Source organism: Flavobacterium crocinum (genome assembly GCF_003122385.1).
Lineage (GTDB): Bacteria > Bacteroidota > Bacteroidia > Flavobacteriales > Flavobacteriaceae > Flavobacterium > Flavobacterium crocinum.
The window spans coordinates 3,533,444-3,553,598 of sequence record NZ_CP029255.1 but is presented as its reverse complement, the minus strand read 5'-3'; the positions used below and the strand labels follow the sequence as shown (position 1 = coordinate 3,553,598).

Genomic DNA, 20,155 nt, shown 5'->3' with positions numbered 1-20,155 from the left:
TGCAGGAACAGGTAATCAAGGAACTATATAAAGCAAAATTATAGTAATTTAAAATGAAGCGCACAAACCGACCCCATTTTGATTTGTAAGAATGTTTATACTCTCAATAGTAAATACTGTTTTTTTTACCTGTAAAGATTCATTATAACCATCTACTGCAGATTTAATTTTTTTAGAATGACCAGATATTACCGGAATTGAAATTAATGTTGAAGCTACTCCCAAATAAGTAAAAGCTGAAGGATATACTTTATCTTGTGTTGCTCCTGTTGCCAAATCAGCGACAATAAAACCAAGACCAAGCCCTAACATAAAACCTCCTACCGAAGCCTTGCTTCTTCCAGACTTATATTCAGATAAAAGTTCAGGAGTCGGAGCTAATAATTCTTTTATTTCAGCATTGGATAATTTTTTATTCTCAGAATTAAAAATGCGACCATTTTTATAGGTTAATTGTTGCGAAAATGCAGCCAGAGAAAGCATAAACATGAATGTAATACTTATTTTTTTCATGAAATTTAGTTTTGTCATTATATTTTTGTGTGTTTAAATTGTTTTCATTTTCGATCTAAATAAATCAGTTTATTAGAAATGAGCTAATTTTAAATTATACTATCTGTAGCCTTTACAACATCCTGTTAATTTTGAATCAAATATCTTTGTTCCTTTTTTGAGTCTTCTGATAATTATTTTAAAAATGCATCTTTTTATCTAAAACAAAAAACCTTAAAAGTTTTATTTTAAAAACTATAAGACAAAATTGTATTTCTTAACCTTAAAATACTCCATTCTTTCTAAAATCCTAAAAAACAATAAAGACAGTCAAATAACTGTCTTTATTTTGGAGAAGAGTACAAATATATTTTATCCCAACTCCCACAAGTATCCTTTTTTGATGGAGTCTTAGTTAACATCAAACAGTATTACGAAATTTACAATTTTCCTCATACTTTTTAACGTTTAGTGATACTAACTCCAACTCATTCCATAATGCCACACGAAAGGATTCGTGCGGGAGCAGGGGGTATGATTGTTGTTGTTGTTGTTGTTGTATCTTAATATTTGTTCGTATCTTACTTTCGGCTCCATCGCAGATCCTGAATAATAACCTATAGCACTTAATCCATCTGCCACAGCATGTCCGCAGTTAGCTAAAATAACATGATAATAAGAATTTGCAGATCGATAGGTTTCATTAATTGCTCTCATTGCATTACTATAAGTAGTCTTATAAGTTAAAAGTCTGTCATAAACAGGGTGCTCTGAAAGAACTAGAGCTTTTGTTGGGTATGGAAGGTCTAAGACAGCTGATTTACCCCCTATATACATATTTCCATCTTGACCATCAGCACTATTATCTACTGCTCTACCTTCTTTTGACACAAATCTCCAACCTTTTTCGTCATTCCCAGCAAGCATGGCCATGTGTCCATGTCCTAAAGCTCCTTCTGTATCAAGTAAAACATCTACTTCACTATCAACTCTCTCTTCGCTCATTTTATGCATAAAATGATTCAACCCAGATATTATCAAGCCGATAAATAATTGGCTTGATAATCTAAAATCTTAAAAATTTAGCTCCTTTTAAGAACCTTTAAGTAAAGATTAAGTTGGTTCTTTAGTTGTTCATTATTCTTATACATTGTAACATCTAAAAGTTTAGAAATAAATTGAATACTACTTTCCTTATCTAAATAATATTGTTTTTTATTAAATAAAATATAAATTAAAGAAGTGTTTTCTTTTATTTTCGAATCTTGCTTTTGAATTTCCTTTTTTAACTCAAGATAGGAATCATAATTTAGTTTATAATTGTAATTAGATAACTTAAAAGTTTCTTCACAAGAATCGAAAAAATTCAAAATAGGCAAAGACTTGTCAATATCGCCTATAAAAGTAATTTTTATATTAAATTTTTCCATCTCTTCTGTTTTTTTAGAATTATTATTACAAGCAATCAAAAGCAAAAAAACTAATTTGATATATAATAAAATTTTCATATGTTATTTTTTTAACCATTTATAAGTGTTGTGATAAGGAATTGATAAACAATGGCTGAATACTATAACTTCCTGCTGCAGACACATTAAATCCATACTTTAATGTAGTGATTTCGTGATATACTCCTCCTATTTTACCTGCTAAAGAAAGTTCCGCTCTCCAGTAAATATTAAACCCTCTTGGAATTCTATTTGGATGGTCGTAAAATGTTAGTGAATATCCATCGACATTTTTAACGCCACTCATTTCTGATTTTATGTAGTAGAAAGGTGAATTATCATCTTTATCAAGTCCAGTCGGATCATTATACCTCCACTTACCATATCCTCCCTAAATCACCATTGTAATTTGTACTAACTGTTTGGACCCAATTATAATCTGAATATTTAGATGAAGCACTTTTAAAACCTAATTCTATTTCAAGTCCATTTTCGTCTAAATTATATTTCAATACCTTAATTTTACCGATATAATCCCCATCATCGTCATAAACCTTAAATGTACTTTTAGCTTTATGCGCAACATGATTCAACCCAGAAATAAATAATCCCGCAATGGCACCGTGCCAAAAGTTACTAACTACAATAAAAGTAATAGGTATTTTAATAACAAAACAATCATTAAAAAAACCGAAAGCCAAAAACCAATAAACATTTTCTTTTCATTTCTATACTTATAAATACAAAATATTAAGATGAGAATAAAGAATATAGCAGTTGTAATATAATTAATTATTATACTATCAAAAATAGTAAACGGTTTATCTTTCCTTTTAAATATCAACTCTGATAAAATATTTGATAAACTATCTAAAATTAAAAATAGTCCTGAATATATAAATGTATAATATAAAACGACAGTAAATATTGGAATAATTACAATCAATATATACCTGTTAATCATTTCCTTAAATCCCATGATGAAATAGTATTAGAAGTTTTTTGATAATAAGCGTTATTTCCATTAATAATATAAGAATTTGTTTTGCTATTTCCTATCTGCATTGGCGGTGTATTATATTGCGTTACTTTATAACCTTTTATTGTCTTTACACCTCTATCAAAATATTTACCTGTTATTGTTTTATTAGGTTCTATAGTTAGATATGCGTTATCTTCTATACCTTTCCAGCTTCCTATAGTTGTAGCTTTTATAGTAAATTTAATTTCTGACACTCTTGTTATAGACTTTATACCTATTGAAGCATTTTTGTCCAAAAAATCTAACTCATCTCCTTTTATAGAACTGCCTATCTTCATGCCAACAAGTTTTTTACTTAACATCTCCTCCATAGATTTCCCTTGTTGGTAATCATCATCAAACATATTGTTATTATCCATTTGATGAGCGAAATGATTCATCCCAGAAACTATCAAATCATCTTTCACTCCTTAGAATAAACAAACTTTGAAATAAAACTATATTGTTTATTCTTATTATTACAACTTATTAGTAATCCATTTTTATTATAAGTATATTCTATTTTACTGTCTCTCGACACTTCTTTAATTAATTGCTTTTGTTGGTTGTAAATATATAATGTTTCAAAATTCACAACACCAATAGCGGAACTTTTTTCAATTGCACGCAATTCATTTTCAATTTTTTCTATTTCGATTGAGGTTTTTAAAATATTTAATTGCTCTTTTGATATGGTAAATAATTTTCTTGAGTCTTTTGATTTCTTTATGTTTTTAGAATAAGTAATATTTGATTTGTATATATAAAGAGAATTATTTAACTCAGTTGTATTGTGAAAATCAATTTCTATTTTTTTTAACTCTTTAGCATTATTAGCATCATTGTAAATTAGTTCCAATCCGATTCTTTCATTTTTATCATTAGTCTTAGTTTTCAAGATTAAATTCCTTTTATCAAAATATAAATATTCGACTGATGTTGAATCAAAATCAACTCTAGACATTCTTACAATTTTATCATCTTTATAAAAATAATATTGCCTTAAATCTTTTGGATCTGAATGGGATGCATCAGCACCATTTTGACTAAAAGTACTAATGAGTTGACCTTTAATGTTAAATAGACTTTCTGACTGTAGCATTAACCCAACAGGTTTTTTATAATAATTTGGATTATTTTTTGATATGACTAAATATTTCGAGGCCTTAACTATACTGTTTTTTGTGATAACATCTTGGGGAAAATCTATTTGAGCAAATAGTTTAAAACCCAAAAGCATCAAGATGAAGGTTGTTTTTATATTTTTCATAATGGAGTTTTATTTGTTTATTAGATACCAAGCGTTATTTTGATAAGGAAGCCCACCATTGTCAAAAGCAAATTTGAATGCATATTGCTCTTTCCAATTTTGCAATTGTTTATCAGTACGATTACCACCCTTCAAATATCTATAATAATCTCCATTAAAATAATGAACACCGTGTCCAAATTCGTGAAGCATATTGTGAGCCAAGTTTCTATATGAACTAAAAGAAGATCTGTAAAAAACGGAATTTGCTTTTGTATAATTATCTGTATCATATGCAAATGTTTTTGCTTCTGCTGCACCAACACTGTAAAGTTCTGATGATTCTAATTTAGCATATCCAGTTTTTGCGTGTAAGTTTTTCAAAGTAGGCAAACTATTTTTCATTTCTTCCAATGTTGTATTATTTGCGGGTGCCGCAGTATCTGCTTTACTGCCGTATACATTATCAATCTCTTTATCAAACTTACGTTTTGCATACATGTCTTCAATTTTATGAACATAATGATTCAACCCAGAAACAACAAGACCTGTTACCGCCCCTTGCCAAAAATTTCCTCCCCCCGCTACCGCACGAATCCTTTCGTGTGGTACGTTCTGGTTAAACAGACAGAATTATAAAGTTTGTAATTCCTGCTCATTTTTTTTAAGCATTAAGTCATTTTAAACATCGACTCAATTCCATAATGCCACACGAAAGGATTCGTGCGGGAGCCGGGATATTCATGTGGGAATGATAACTAACTTATAATATTATATAATACCTACCTTCATTTATAATAAGAATATCATTCAACAAACTCTATAGGGACAGTATTCTTACTTTCAATTATTCCGTGATAAACTTTATAATCATTTTCATCAATTGTTTTAAGTATTGGTCTAGATAAAAACTTCTTATAATTTGTGCTATCACTATAAATCAATATTTTAAAAAGATATCTTTTGTTCTTGTCAAGATTTACTGATGAATAATTTGAATCTGGAAAATAGTACAGAATTTCAAAATATTTAGATTCGCCTTGTTTGAGTAAAAAATTATTTTTGTCTATTAAATTTTTATAATCTGGAGAAATCGAATAGTTTAATTCTTTTATCTCCTTCTCTTCTCTGTTATAATTTATTTGTTTACAGGCAATAAATTCTTCAGCCGGCAAATATTCCTTGTGGTTATATTCAGCATGATTACCGTTTTCATCCATAATTTGAAAGAAAACATTACTGGGCTGTAAACCTTTTATCTTCCATGTTAACTTTGAAAGGCTGTATGCATTAAAATAATAATCGCAGGAAGTATTATTGGTAATTTTATAACTAATAATATTTTTTTTCTTGCCATTGTCAAGTTTTGAAAACACTATTTTGGTAGAAACTATTTCTAATTCAACATTATTTTCGCTATTGGAACAAGAATAAATAAACAAAATTAGAAAAATAAAGTATGGTCTCATATTAATTAAATTTATTTACCTTCAAAATATTTTTTCATTTGATCTCTCTGTCCAAAAATAAAACCATCAACTTCACCACCAACATTTATTTGATAATTGTATGCATCCCATTCTATTAAAGACCTCAATTTAGAATAAGTACCTTCTGGTCCCAAGGGTCCATAAATACTTTGAGCTCTTGAATAAAAATTAGTCACAATTTGGTAAGCATGTCTGTACTCATGAAATAATGAACTTGCCAAACGATATATCGATTTAGCATTTTTTTCATATATAGTTATTCTATTACTACTTGACAAATTATGTTCGGCTACATTCTCACTATTTCCATCAGAAAATATAAAACTTGGTTTACCACCTGCCTCATAAGAAGCCTGAAGACCATCCACTTTTAGATTCAATGTTTCAGTAATAAATTCAGAAGTCATTTCTGGTTTAGCATCTGGATTTAGTCCACCCTTTTCGATCTTTTGTCGTAAAGTTCTACTTTCCTTTATCTTATGCATGTAATGATTCAATCCAGAAACAACAAGACCTGTAACAGCTCCCTGCCAAAAATTTCCTCCCGTAAGTCGTGCACCAACACCACCTGAAACTGTGCCGAATGCAATCATACCTACATCTGAATTAGCAAATCTGCCAGCTCCATGATAATTACTATTTTCTCCGCCACCACTCCACGCACTAGCTGCAATACTACTCAAAGCTCCAGCAGCAAAGCCACTCCAAAACTTGCCTCCTGAAATCGCAGTCATACTACCTTGGAAAGTGCCATGTGCCAAGGCTCCAACAGCCGTCCTTACATAAAAGTTACCAATGGTTCCAACTGCACTACCAATACCAAAAGTTACGGCAGAGCTGGCGGCCCCTATAAAAGTAGCTTTTGCAAGTCCTCCCAGTGTAAAAGGAACATCAGCAAGTACGGCGGTAAGAGTGTAAGTTAATGCTGCTATAGCAACTCCAATACCAACCGCAATCCCTAATTCATAAGCTTCTCCAGTCGGATCTGTGTATTTTAAAGGGTTATTAAGAACGTATGCATAACGGTTGTAATTTTGGGTATTATCGGGTTGCTGTACAAAATTGTCCGGCTGTAAGAAACGATGCAGTAAAGGATCGTAAATCCTTCCGTTCATATTTATTAATCCAACACTTTGTAAGTGCTCGTGACCTGTATAGCCTCTATCCAAAAGCCATGAACCTTGCGCTATAGCCTGACCACTTCCATTTTGTACTTTTAATGCCAATCCCCAGGCATCAAACAAACGTTTTTCGAGAACTGTCCCGTTATTATCGGTAATCGCTAAAATACTGCCCTGATAATCACGATGTAAATATAAAAAATTCTGTGTGTTACCATCGCTTTTTAGTATGACAGGAGCAGTATATCCATCTCCACCAATATAGGTAATAAACTCTACAGCACCAGTTGTGAGGTTTTGTTTTACTTCCATAGAACCATCTGCCGAATAATATTTGCGCAAAGGGCGCAAGTGTATGTTTGTATCCAGACTACCATAAAACATCATCGAACGATTATTATCCTGATTGTATGCAAAATGAATTTTATCGATACCCGTTTCTTCTATTTCATAAGGTGCTTTAAAGGCATTGTATTGAATATTTTGGTTAAATCTATTCGTGTAATATGCCAAATAATCATCTTGAATGGTAATTGCCGTGTTTTGGTATTTTTTGTTGGTATCACCATATTGATAAGTTCCTGTTTGGTTTGCGGTAATACGTCCTTTATTGTCATACTGTTGTGCTACTGTATATTTTTTGGTAGCCGTTACATTGTCAAGTAAAAAGACATTCATTGCAGAATTGGTCGTTTTTTCAATTTTTAAATTAACCATTCCGTTTTGAACTACTGTATGCGAAATATTAATCGTGCCACTTGCAGCATTTGTTGTCTTTAAATATTTGGTCGCTGCTCCCGTTGTCGGGTTTACTTCTTCTATATAAACATTTAATATATCTGCACCAACAGCTCTAACGATACTTAAATTTAAGAAAACTTGATTTCCTGTTCTGGCACCCGTTATCAGTTCTTTCTTTACACCTGAATCCTGGGCTGCACCCACTACAGACAAAGTACCTCCTGATGAACTAACTGTTGAACCTCCAACAGAAACATAACCTTCTGTATCGGTCGTATCAAAACTATTTTTCAGGAATGAATCGGTTATACTATTGCTAATCAAGCGATCTAAATTATCATAAGAAAACGTTTCGCTCCATCCATATAATGAATTGGAACGACTGTTTAAATTACCACGTTTAGGCTCAAAATCATTTGTTAAAGTCAGGATGTTTATTGGAGAAGACCCCGTTTTATCAAATCTATTATGAGTTACGTAACCATATTGATCATAACTGTTAGATATACCTATTCCGTTTCCTAAACTGGCAGTAAGTAACTGTCCTCTTTCATTGAATGAATTGGCCTGCCAAAGTATTTGTGCGGTTGATACGTCGATAATTTGCCAATGATAACCATTTTGGTAGGTGTTACGGGTAGTACGAGCACTGCTTTTACCTCCTGCACTAGCACTTTTCGTCTCGGTATCCAATCTTCCAAGATTATCATAAGAGCAGGAACTAACAAAGGTAGCATACGAATTAGATTCTGTTTTAGTGGTTAATCGATGGTAGTTATCATAAGAAAAAGTATTAGTAGTGGTTGTATTATTTTCCTGAGCATTCACAAAAGTGGTTGACGTAACTAAATTTGTAGCCATATCATAAGAATAAGTTAGTGTACTATTAGTATAATCACCTAATTCTTTTTTCTCTAATAATCTTCCTGTGTTATCATATGTGTATGTTGTCGTACCTTTAGGTGTTGTTTGCTGCAACATTTGCCCAAAAGCATCGTACGAGTAGGTATAAGTTCCTGCATTAGGATCTGTTGTTGAAGTCTTATTCCCCCAACCATCAATTGTATTGGTTATTTTATGACCTTCAAAATTAGATTCTTTCAGACTTCCATTAGCAAAATAAGTGAAACTAACTGTCCCCCCTTCATCAGTAGTCTGCACCTTATTACCAACAGCATCTACAGTAACAGTAGTACTTTTACCATCATCATCAGAAGTTGTAGTAACTCCAGAATAGGTAAAACTTTGTATCTTTCCTGTAGGTGATGTAATGGAAACGGGGCGGTTTAAATAATCATATTGATAAGTTGTCCATAAAGTCGGAGAAGTGGCGTATGGTTCACTTTCCTGTTTTTTTCTGCCTAAAGCATCGTAAACGATTTTGGTTGACAATAAACTGTTTGTCGCAAATCCCTGAACTGAGTTTACCACTTTTCTACCCAAAACATCATATTCCGTTATTGTTTTTTCACCCAGATTATTTGTAGATGTGACAGTATAACCTCCATTAGATAATTTTGAATAAACAATATTTGAAGTAATTGGTGTAGCCGAAGTATTTTCCGTCGACACACTTATTAATTTCCCCCAATTGTCATAACCAGTAGTACTGATAACATTTAAGTGGTTTTTACTGTAAGTTACCTGCCCTAAGGCATTATAGTTTAAATATGAAACATATCCTTGATGATCGGTCTTTTTGATTACAAACCTTTTCGAGGTATCATATTCGTCAGTAATCGTTCTGGGTGTTGGAACGACTGGAGCATTTGGAGCACTAATAGTCTTGGTTAACAAATTGCCAACTGCATCATAAGTCATATCCTCTACAACAGCATAGGTATTATTTCCTTTTTTCTCAGTATGTGTTACATTTCCATTTGTGTAGAACAATTTTTCTTCAGAAGTTCGCATTTCACCACCATAAGTTGTGGATGTACTGATTTCATTAGGACGTCCAATATAATAATTCGTTCCCGTTCCATTAGGATTATTATCATAAGAAGTGTTTGTGATTGTTTTACTTTGAAGCGTATTATTTAGAAATGATTCAGAGGTTTTGGTTGTTACCAAACCATAATCATTAGGGTCATATAAAAAATTTTCGAAAGTATAAACACCAGAAATTTTGTCATAAGTATAGACATCATCTAAACGATAATTGATAATGTATCCATCACTATAATCCGTATAATTATAATATTTTTCTGAAATAAATATACTTGGTAAAAAACTAAAAATATTATTATTATCCGTATGAGTAAAGGTAGAATAAATATATCCTTTACTTCCAGATCCATATGTATTAATTGACCATATTTTAGTATCAGACGGACTTAAATACCAACTGCTACGTGCTGTTTGTTCAAATCCAATAGTTCCACAATTGTAATTCGAAACATAATTTCTATATTTAAACTCCTGATATTTAGAAATTCCATTTGTAGTTGCAGTTAAGCGAGAAACCAAATAACTGTTTTCATTTTTTATTAATGTGATAAATGGATAACTTAAACCATATGATGAGGCAGAATAAAAATCTGCAGAGTTATTACTTATACCTCCATTTGATGCCACCATAGGCAGATAATCAATAGCCTGTACTACATTACCTCCAGCCTCCGATACTGACTTTAATCGGTTATCAGTATCCACGTTTTTGCCGAATTGGTAATATTCAATTTTGTTGTAATGACCTCGAACAACAACCAATTCACTGTTACTACCTTCATACTTGTAATTTGAGACGATTGGAATAGGAATGTCTGGTGAATTCGATTCATACTGTCCCGAATCATATGTTAATGGAAAACCAGATGCACCAGTTTTACCAATATTATTTGTAAAGCCAGTAACTCTCCACTGGGTATCATGATTGTTAATAGTCCAGCTTGCCTTAAAATATTTGCGCCAAACCCTTACCAAATCAGATTTACCATCTCCATTGATGTCAATTGCATAATAATTGCTCCAATGTCTTTGAGTATTATAATAGGAACCTGTATCTGGCCTGTATTCTACAATATTTAATGTTTCTTTAAAGAAAAAATCCCCGCCGTTTGGTTTCGGATTCGCATAATAAATATTCCATTCGGTTTGCCCTTCAGCCCCTTCTGAGGTCGGCAGCATAATATCTGTTTTACCGTCACCATTAAAGTCTCCAAAAAGGATTTGCTTTGTATGGGAATAATTGGAAAGAGTTCCATAGCCAATTCTATTTACTTCTGTTCCTCCTGTTGACAGCTTATTTATTTCAACAATAGAATACTGTCCATACTGATTTATATTTATGATATCCGATTTTCCATCGCCATTGAAATCAGCAACATATCGTTTTCCTGTTGCACGGATATAATAGGAATCTCCCTCCAACACCTTTGACGCACCTGTAGAGAGATAAGCCAATCTGACCTCCCTCCTATAATCGCTATCTGTATTGGAATAAAGCCTCCAATACCCCCCCTCAGAATAACCGCTTGAATTAATATATATTTCCCAAACTAACCGTTCATCCTTAGATAATATCAATACTTCTGAAATGCCATCTCCGTCAAAATCCCCTGGTAAATATTCATTGTTTCTAAAGGCTTGTGGAGGGGCTATGGGAGGAACGTAACTATCATCTTCATCCATATACGAAGGATCAATAAAGATAGTATTATCAAAAGCAATTGTTTGGATAATGGAAGAAGTTAAACCTGTATAATTTAAATTACTATCAACAATGTTATATGCTATAAACTGAATTTGTGTATTGCTTGCAACAGGCTCGATAATGGACTGAAATTGATTTATTTTGTAGTCTTGCTTTATGGTTGCCGGAAATATTAGAGTTGGTCTAATTGTTGGGAAATTTATACCTGTGTTGCCTGTGTTGCCTGTAAACAAGTTTGTATAAATTTTTTTGTCCGCAACAAAGTCCAATCTCCCATCTCCATCAAAATCTCCTGCTATATTGGCCTTATCAAAAGCTAATGTACTAGTGTACTCTTTTTCTATTCTGGTTAAAGTTTCTGCCGTATTGTTATAAGTAAAGGTAACCGGATTTGATAACTCACCTGAACCATTGATTTCCTGAATACTACTTATTCGCTGATAACCTAAACTTGAATCGGTCTGATGTTGCAACTGGTATTTCCTGAAAAGATTGCCGTTGGTACGAACCATTACATTATCAAGAATTTGTGTAGCATAAATAGCAGAACCTTTAATAAAGTCTCTTTCTATCCTACTACTGCCTTTATAGTTAAACTCTATTTGATTTTGAAAAGCGATTCCTGCTGATGAATTTCCGCTAAAATCTATTGTTTTAATGTAAAGCTGATTAGTGCCATTATAAGTTACATTACTGTAATTATAGTTAATTTCATTTCCATTTGCATCTTCAAAATGAACAATATACCAGGCATTTACCGAAACTGCATTTTCGTAAGTTCCTGCCCCTCTGCTGGCATACCATGTACGGGAGCCATCAGGGGCAGTAACAACAAAAAACAGAAAGCCATTTTCAATTTTAAGCTCAATTCTTAAATTACTTTTAAATTCCGTTTCATAAGTTGACCCGTTTGCCCAGTATACTCCTGTTTTTAAAAGTAAACGTTGTCCGTCAAGTGCTAACTTATCGTTAGAATCAAAATCAACACCATCTACAAACCCATCAATATCAACACGTGTTGCTATTCTTGAAATTGCAGAAATACTGTTGATACTCCAGCCCTGTCCAGCTATGCCCCCTCTCACTCCACTGCTGTATGTCAAATTTATGACAGGCGCAACATTCTGAATTGAAGGAGGCATAGCAATTGCTAAATTATACACTGCTGTACCAGAATCCGAAATTTGTAATTCTCCTTTAGTATCAGTAAAATTCTGCCCTAATACTATATTAAAAATCAATAAAAACAGATAAGAATAATATTGCTTCATAAAATTTAGTTTTTAATTATTTTGATAGATCTTGAAGATTTTAAAGGATAATTTATACGCACCAGGTAAACACCAGTAGAATAATTACTAAAAGGAATGATATGGTAGCTACTATTGTTCAAAATAGCAGTTGTAGTATAAAGTAATTGTCCATTAATGGAATATACCTGAATGGAATTTGGAGTATCAGAAGTTGTTGGAGTCCAGAATAAATAAAGTTCTTCCTGAACTGGGTTTGGATAAAAGGAAAAATTTTCTTCGGGTGACAACTTTTCTCTATTCTCTTCTTTTAAAGCTATTATTTCTTCTTGAGACAGATCCTTCTTTCCTGTTAAACAATTAATACAAATTTGTCTGACAATTTGATTTCCTGCAGTATCATAAGTAAACAAAACTTTGCTTTGTGCCTGAATACAAAAAGGCAAAAACAATAATATTAAGACTATCTTTTTCATAATTAAACAGTTATTTTTTTAGTATTTATTATCACCATTTTTATTTTAAAATGAAAGATTTTTTCACCAAACAAACATATTTATATAAGTTTAATATTGTTAATTAAAACAAAATATTATATATTCGTTTTTAACTAATCGCCTTTTAAAACATGTTCATTATGGATATCGGATTCAAAATCAAAAAATTAAGAGAGTCAAGAAATTTAACACAAGACCAATTGGCTGTAGAATTAGACATTTCACAAAGCGAATTGTCAAAAATTGAAAATGGAAAAGCCAAAAAAATCGATTTTCATTTAATGGGGAAAGTCTGCGCTTTTTTTAATAAAGATTTTGTTTATTTTCAGGAGAAGCATGATCCGGCAAAAATTCTGGACAACTTTAATATAGATATTTCAACTGAAAAAATTCTGGATGAATTAAGCAGAATATCAAACGAATACAAGAAGAAATTAAATGATACTGAATAAAACTGGTAGTAAATTTTTATAAAATATCAAATCTCCATTTACAAAGTCTAATTATAAACCTCTTAAAAAATCAAAACCCTAAAAATCAACTTCGATAATTAACAAACCTTTAATTTTAAGCTGTTTTTAGAAAATTTTAAGAATCCTTACTTTTCAAAATAGTATATTTGACGCACTATACACAAGTTTAAACCTAAATTTTTAGGGCAACAAAATTAATCACTGTTTGACTGTAAATGAAACCTGGTAAGTTCATATATATCGTTTTACTTTCGCTGCTTTGTTTTTTCAGAGGCACCGAAACGTATACGCTACCTACTGAACTGAATCCTTGTATTACGCTGGATAGTGTGGAGGCAGATGATGTTTTGCACTTTTCTTCGGATTTTTCGACTTCAAAAACTATTGATCTTCATTGTATAGTTAAAAAGAAGATTAAAGGAAGAGCTACTACTTTAGAACAAAGTACCATCAGGGCTCCTTATTTTAGTAATTTAATCAACTTCAAGCTTTATAAAAAGAGCTTAATCTATGGTATAGCTTCGATATACCAGATACAAAGACATACCCATCTCCATTTGTATCAATTATTCTAGATTGTAATTTATTAGTGTTTTTATGTTTTCAGAATCATTCTGAACGAATCTTTCGTTTGCCTAAATGAGGGATTCGGTTATGAAAACATTCCCTAAAAACGATGCTTCAAAAACAGAAAGTCTCCAAAAACATTTCTGTTTATTTTATCCAAAATCATTCAAACTTCCTGTAAATACACAAGGAAGAACACCAATTTTATCTAAATTTTACAAATCTAATTATGAATATCTATAAAAATACATTCCTATTGTTTTCTTTATCTCTGTTCGTTTTGGTCTCGTGCGGCGATAAATCAAAAAAGAATTCAGGAGATATTAAAACACTTCCTGTTTATAAAGTTACCCTAAAAGACACTGTAGTTTCGAGCAAATTTGTTGCCGACGTACATGCCAAAAATAATGTAGAAATACATGTGAGAATTCCTGGTTTACTAGACAAAGTGTATGTAAGCGAAGGACAAAAAGTAAAAAAAGGACAAATCTTATTTAAAATAAGCGATGTCGAACTTCAGATACAACTCCTAAAAGCCGAAGCCGTTTTTAAAAGTGCAAAAGCCGATTTAAGAATCGCAACTGTAGAATTGGAACAAGCTCAAACCCTCTTTAATAAAAAAGTAATTGCCGACAAAGAATTAGAATTATCTAAAGCCAAACATGAGGCCGCTTCTGCAAAATTGGCTCATGCTGCGGCAGAAAAAAAAGCCATCGATCAGCAGATTAACTTTACTACCATTCGTGCACCATTTGATGGTACAATTGATAGAATTCCTTTTAAAGAAGGCAGCCTTATTGAAAACGGTTCTTTACTTACCACCGTTTCTCAGTTGGACGATGTTTACGCTTACTTCTCTATACCTGAGAATACTTACTTCCAAATGATGGAGGATAAAACCCTTAACCAGCAAGGAGATATCAAACTGGTATTACCAAATGGAATGGTTTACGATCAAAAAGGAGAACTGAGAACTGCCGACGGAGAAATCGACAGACAAACCGGTTCAATTCAGTACAAAGCAAAATTTCATAATCCGCAAGGATTTATCAAACACGGGACATCTGGAAAACTAATTATTACAGAGCCTAAAAAAGATGTTATTCTTATACCACAAAAAGCGGTATTTTCTATTCAGGATAAACAATACGTTTATCGTGTAAATAAAGATGGAGTAGTTAAAATGACAAACATTACCATTTCCAGCACTTTGGACGATGTTTATATTCTTGACGAAGGGTTGAAATCAAACGACCTAATTGTACAAGAAGGAACTCAATCGTTGAGAGATGGAGATAAAATCAACATTAAACAAATGTAGATTTTAGGCTAATCATCAGTTATTTAATTATTTATCTAAAAAAAATCCAATGATAGAGTTATTTATCAAAAGAAAAATATTGTCATTAATCATCTCGGTTATGATAGTACTTTTGGGATTACTGGCGTTGTTCCAGCTTCCCATAACACAATTCCCCGACATTGTACCACCGTCTGTTACTGTAACAGCAAAATATACAGGTGCCAACGCAGAAGTTTCAGCAGATGCCGTTGCACTTCCATTAGAAAGAGCTATTAATGGTGTACCGGGAATGACGTATATGTCAACCGTAACTTCCAATGATGGTTTAACACTTATTCAGGTTTTCTTTGAAGTAGGAACCGATCCCGATCTGGCAGCCGTAAACGTTCAGAATCGTGTAACAACAATTTTAGATGAACTTCCCGAAGAGGTAATTCGTGCCGGAGTTACTACAGAAAAAGAGGTAAACAGTATGTTGATGTACTTAAATATTACAAGTACCGACAAAACTCAGGACGAGCAGTTTATCTTCAACTTTACGGATATTAATATTCTTCAGGAATTAAAACGTATTGATGGTGTCGGTCGTGCCGAAATCATGGGACAAAAAGAATATTCGATGCGTGTCTGGCTGGATCCGCAAAAGATGCTTTCGTACAATATTTCAGCAAACGAAGTAATTAGTTCGCTTCAAAAACAAAATATTTCTGCCGCGCCGGGTAAAGTCGGCGAAGGTTCGGGACAATTGAATAATCAGTTGCAATATGTGATTAAGTATGGCGGAAAATTCTTCGATCCTAAACAATACGAAGAAATCACTTTAAGAGCTAATTCAGACGGAACAATTTTAAGATTGAAAGACATTGCGGTAATCGAATTCGGTGCCATGAGCTACGGAATGGTTTCTAAAACCGACGGAAAACCTTCTGCTTCGATCATGTTGAAACAGCGTCCGGGCTCTAACGCCTCTGAAGTAATTGCAAGCGTAAAAGCAAAAATGGCTGAATTGAAAGATTCATCTTTTCCTCCGGGAATGGAATTTAATATTGCTTATGACGTTTCGCGTTTTCTTGACGCTTCTATTCATGAAGTAATCCGAACATTAATTGAAGCTTTTATTCTGGTAGCCTTTGTGGTTTTCATCTTCCTGCAGGATTGGAGATCGACATTAATTCCAGTATTAGCAGTTCCTGTCGCGCTTATTGGTTCATTTACTTTTATGTCGATGATGGGATTCTCGATCAACTTATTGACACTTTTCGCCTTAGTACTTTCTATCGGAATTGTAGTCGATAACGCCATTGTCGTCGTTGAAGCCGTTCACGTTAAAATTTCCGAAGAACATATGTCGCCAATGGACGCTACAATCAGCGCCATGAAAGAAATCACAGGAGCTGTTATTGCAATTACCATTGTAATGGCTGCGGTATTTATTCCGGTAGCGTTTTTGAGTGGCCCAGTTGGGGTTTTCTACAGGCAATTCTCTTTAACAATGGCCATTAGTATCGTGATTTCGGGAGTTAACGCGCTAACACTTACTCCTGCCCTTTGTGCCATTATGCTGAAAGCACATAATCCAAACAAAGAAAAGAAATCGTTAATCGATCGTTTCTTCCACAGATTCAATCATTGGTTTGATAATGTTACTTCAAAATACATTAAAGTATTAGTAAAATTTGCTGACCGAGGGTCTGTAACTATTGGATTATTAGTGCTGTTTTGTTTTCTGACTTGGGGAACAAGCAAGTTTTTGCCTTCAGGATTTATTCCGTCTGAAGATCAGGGAATGGTTTATGTGAGTGTTACAACGCCACAAGGAGCAACTGTTGAACGTACCGAAAAAGTCTTAGACGAAGTAACCAAAATTGCAAAAGGAATTAAAGGAGTTGATAATGTTACGACTCTTGCCGGATACAGCATTGTAACTGAAATTGCCGGAGCATCGTACGGTATGGGAATGATCAACTTAAAAGACTGGAGTGATCGTGATATATCAGTAAACGATTTTATCGCTCAGCTTGGCGAAAAAACAAAAGGAATTACCGATGCTCAAATCGAGATTTTTGCACCGCCAACCGTTCCTGGTTTTGGTAATACAAGCGGTTTTGAGCTTCGATTATTGGATAAATCCGGAGGAAGTATTACGAATACGGATGAAGTGACTAAAAACTTCATTAAAGAATTAAATGCTTCGCCAGAAATACAGAACTCTTTTACCAGCTTTGATGCCACTTTCCCACAGTATTTAATTCATATTGATTATGATTTGGCTGCTAAAAAAGGAATTTCTGTAGATAATGCAATGTCAACTTTACAAACCATGCTGGGTTCCTTTTATGCAACCAATTTTATTCGTTTCTCACAGATGTATAAAGTAATGGTTCAGGCCAGTCCGCAATTTAGAAGAAATCCGGAAAGCATTTTGGATATGTATCTAAAAAATGAAGCTGGCGAAATGGTTCCGTTCTCTACCTTTATTCGTTTAGAAAGAGTTTACGGGCCTGAGGTTTTAACGCGTTACAATATGTACATGTCGGCTATGATTAATGGAGAACCAGCCGAAGGTTTTAGCTCTGGAGAAGCTATTGCGGCTGTAGAAAGAATTGCAGCCGAAAAACTCCCAAGCCGTTTTGAAGTCGAATGGTCCGGTATGACGCGTGAAGAGATTCTGTCTGGTAACCAAACGATTTACATTTTTGCGCTTTGTATACTCTTTGTATACTTATTGCTTGCGGCACAATATGAAAGTTTACTGCTTCCTTTCCCAGTATTATTAAGTCTTCCTGTGGGAGTTTTTGGTTCCTATCTGGCATTAGTTGCCGTTGGTTTAGACAACAATATTTATGCTCAGGTTGCACTCGTCATGCTGATTGGTCTGCTAGCCAAAAATGCCATTCTGATTGTAGAATTTGCAATGGCTCAGAACAAAATCGGACGTGATATTGTCGAGGCAGCAATTGAAGGAGCAAGACTTCGTTTCAGACCTATTTTGATGACTTCTTTTGCTTTTATTTCAGGATTGATTCCGTTATGTATCGCCACAGGTGCAGGTGCCGTGGGTAACCGTTCTATTGGTACGGCCGCTGCGGGCGGAATGCTGATTGGAACTGTGTTTGGTTTGGTGATTATTCCGGGACTTTACATCGTATTTGCCAAACTTGAAAAACGAATGAGCAAATCTTAATGCGTAATTTTTTAAACACATAGAATCATGATAGCTATCGGGACTATGTATTAGAAACTAGTTTCTTTCTACTCCCTTTTCCAGAAAGAAAAATCTATGTTTCTATGTGTTTCATAAAAATTTCACATCAAGGATTGATAAATAAATTTAAACAATGAAAGAGATATTAAATCCATATAAAATTTTAAATCAGAATAAGATTAGTGCTTTGGTTCTAACAGGAACGCTTCTTTTAACGGCATGTTCTGCACCTAAAGTCAGTGATAAGCTGACTGCTGCAAAACTACCGGAGCAATTTGATGCTAAACGAACTTCTGATACTTCAAAACCTTTTATTCCGCTGAAAGCGGAAACCTATTTTAAGGACCCAAAACTGGATCAGTTATTAAAAAAAGCCGTAGCTCAAAATCCTGATTATTTAATTATGCAGGAAAGAATTCTAATCGCCAATTCACATTTAAAAGTAGCGAAAATGGCTCTTCTTCCCTCTTTAGATCTTGCAGCTGACGTTTCGGGAACGCATTACGGAAAATATACGATGGACGGTGTTGGAAATTACGATACCAACTTTTCGCAGAATATTACCGAAAAACAAAGAATCAATGAAGACGTCACTCCTAACCTATTCTTAGGCGGAAAAGTGTCTTGGGAAGCTGATATCTGGGGAAAACTTAGCAATCGTAAAAAAGCCGCGCAGCAACGTTTCTTTGCTTCACAACAAGGAATGAGACTTTTACAGACCAGACTTTTAAGTGATATTGCCGATTTGTATTTTAAATTAATCGCTTTAGACAAACAAGCAGCAATTTATGAAGACAATCTAAAAACTCAGGAAAGAGCATTAGACATTGTTTCTGCTCAAAGATCTGTCGGAAAGGCTACAGAATTGGCTGTACAACAGTTTAATGCACAGAATAATAATATTCATGCCGAAGCTTCGGAACTAAAATTAAGCATTGATCAAACGGAAAAAGCTTTATTGACACTTTTGGGACAATATGGCGGTAAAATCGACAGAAGCAGTGATTTCTTAGCCGGACATTTGGATGTTTTAAATCAGAAAATAAGCGTGGATTCAATTATTCACAAAAGACCGGATGTTTCTGAAGCATATTTCGAATTATTAGCCAGCAATGCCGATGCAAAATCTGCAAGAGCAGCTTTCTTTCCTACTGTAAATTTGGGCGGTTATGCAGGTTTCAACTCATTTTCTTTCAATACTATTTTTGATGCAGGATCTTTTGCCTGGCAAATTCTGGGCGGATTAACGGCTCCCGTTTTTAATAAAGGACAAATCAAACAAGAATATTACGTTTCGAACAGAAAACAAGAGATTTCTTTTCTTCAATATCAAAATGCGGTGACGACAGCTTATAACGAATTGAGCGCTTTACTGCATAGAAATGAAGCATTTGAAGAGGTTTTGAAATATAAAACCAACGAAATTGATCATTTAGAAATTGCAGTAAATGTTTCGAACGATTTGTATTTAAGTGGTTATGCCAATTATCTTGAAATCATTAATGCACAGAAAAACAAACTGCAGGCAGAACTTGATTTTGTAGATATTCAGCTGAAAAATGCAAACTCTCAGGTGTTGCTTTACAAAGCTTTAGGAGGCGGAATTAATTAGTTTATATATTGGTCAAAAATTGTTTGCATCT

Annotated in this window: 17 protein-coding genes; 6 read left to right on the top strand and 11 right to left on the bottom strand. The window is 33.5% G+C overall.

All coding sequences use genetic code 11. The features are described from left to right. Positions 1–48: 48 nt before the first annotated feature. The 11 genes from HYN56_RS15880 to HYN56_RS15830 all read right to left on the bottom strand — a co-directional run bounded on the left by HYN56_RS15880 (position 49) and on the right by HYN56_RS15830 (position 12,943). A complete protein-coding gene (locus HYN56_RS15880) occupies positions 49–513 on the bottom strand; it encodes a hypothetical protein (protein ID WP_109193076.1) in 465 nt (154 codons plus the stop codon). A 456-nt stretch (positions 514–969) separates the two neighbouring features. Beyond that, positions 970–1,497: a hypothetical protein gene (locus HYN56_RS15875; protein ID WP_146194598.1), complete on the bottom strand. Its 528-nt coding sequence runs from the start codon at positions 1,495–1,497 to the stop codon at positions 970–972. A gap of 77 nt (positions 1,498–1,574) precedes the next feature. Further along, complete coding sequence (locus HYN56_RS15870) at positions 1,575–2,000, bottom strand: hypothetical protein (protein ID WP_109193074.1); 426 nt, start codon at positions 1,998–2,000, stop codon at positions 1,575–1,577. Positions 2,001–2,019: 19 nt separating this feature from the next. Further along, positions 2,020–2,247 (bottom strand): hypothetical protein, encoded by a 228-nt coding sequence (locus HYN56_RS15865; protein WP_109193073.1) that lies wholly within the window; start codon positions 2,245–2,247, stop codon positions 2,020–2,022. A gap of 70 nt (positions 2,248–2,317) precedes the next feature. After that, the gene (locus tag HYN56_RS15860; RefSeq protein WP_109193072.1) at positions 2,318–2,641 is read right to left on the bottom strand and encodes a hypothetical protein; all 324 of its coding nucleotides are present in this window, start codon (positions 2,639–2,641) and stop codon (positions 2,318–2,320) included. 259 nt (positions 2,642–2,900) lie between these two features. Then, a complete protein-coding gene (locus HYN56_RS15855) occupies positions 2,901–3,389 on the bottom strand; it encodes a hypothetical protein (protein ID WP_109193071.1) in 489 nt (162 codons plus the stop codon). Next, positions 3,386–4,231, bottom strand: a complete 846-nt coding sequence (locus HYN56_RS15850) for a hypothetical protein (RefSeq protein WP_109193070.1) — start codon at positions 4,229–4,231, stop codon at positions 3,386–3,388. The genes HYN56_RS15855 and HYN56_RS15850 overlap by 4 nt, the downstream gene beginning before the upstream one ends. A gap of 9 nt (positions 4,232–4,240) precedes the next feature. Beyond that, a complete protein-coding gene (locus HYN56_RS15845) occupies positions 4,241–4,711 on the bottom strand; it encodes a hypothetical protein (RefSeq protein ID WP_146194597.1) in 471 nt (156 codons plus the stop codon). Positions 4,712–5,016: 305 nt separating this feature from the next. Continuing rightward, on the bottom strand, positions 5,017–5,679 hold the full coding sequence (locus tag HYN56_RS15840) for a hypothetical protein (RefSeq protein WP_109193068.1): 663 nt from the start codon (positions 5,677–5,679) through the stop codon (positions 5,017–5,019). An 11-nt stretch (positions 5,680–5,690) separates the two neighbouring features. Further along, a complete protein-coding gene (locus HYN56_RS15835; protein WP_109193067.1) occupies positions 5,691–12,488 on the bottom strand; it encodes an RHS repeat-associated core domain-containing protein in 6,798 nt (2,265 codons plus the stop codon). Between the two features lie 5 nt (positions 12,489–12,493). Then, on the bottom strand, positions 12,494–12,943 hold the full coding sequence (locus tag HYN56_RS15830; RefSeq protein ID WP_109193066.1) for a T9SS type A sorting domain-containing protein: 450 nt from the start codon (positions 12,941–12,943) through the stop codon (positions 12,494–12,496). A gap of 161 nt (positions 12,944–13,104) precedes the next feature. Between HYN56_RS15830 and HYN56_RS15825 the strand changes: the two genes are divergently transcribed. The 6 genes from HYN56_RS15825 to HYN56_RS15805 all read left to right on the top strand — a co-directional run bounded on the left by HYN56_RS15825 (position 13,105) and on the right by HYN56_RS15805 (position 20,124). Then, complete coding sequence (locus HYN56_RS15825) at positions 13,105–13,416, top strand: helix-turn-helix domain-containing protein (RefSeq protein ID WP_167398321.1); 312 nt, start codon at positions 13,105–13,107, stop codon at positions 13,414–13,416. Between the two features lie 236 nt (positions 13,417–13,652). Continuing rightward, on the top strand, positions 13,653–14,012 hold the full coding sequence (locus HYN56_RS15820; protein ID WP_109193064.1) for a hypothetical protein: 360 nt from the start codon (positions 13,653–13,655) through the stop codon (positions 14,010–14,012). Positions 14,013–14,091: 79 nt separating this feature from the next. After that, positions 14,092–14,247 carry a hypothetical protein gene (locus tag HYN56_RS25085; protein WP_167398320.1) on the top strand — a complete coding sequence of 52 codons (156 nt, stop codon included), beginning with the start codon at positions 14,092–14,094 and terminating at the stop codon, positions 14,245–14,247. Beyond that, positions 14,234–15,325, top strand: coding sequence for an efflux RND transporter periplasmic adaptor subunit (locus tag HYN56_RS15815; protein ID WP_109193063.1), 1,092 nt, complete (start codon positions 14,234–14,236; stop codon positions 15,323–15,325). The genes HYN56_RS25085 and HYN56_RS15815 overlap by 14 nt, the downstream gene beginning before the upstream one ends. Before the next feature lie 49 nt (positions 15,326–15,374). Continuing rightward, positions 15,375–18,491, top strand: a complete 3,117-nt coding sequence (locus tag HYN56_RS15810; protein WP_109193062.1) for an efflux RND transporter permease subunit — start codon at positions 15,375–15,377, stop codon at positions 18,489–18,491. 154 nt (positions 18,492–18,645) lie between these two features. Then, positions 18,646–20,124: a TolC family protein gene (locus tag HYN56_RS15805; RefSeq protein ID WP_109193061.1), complete on the top strand. Its 1,479-nt coding sequence runs from the start codon at positions 18,646–18,648 to the stop codon at positions 20,122–20,124. Positions 20,125–20,155 lie beyond the last annotated feature (31 nt).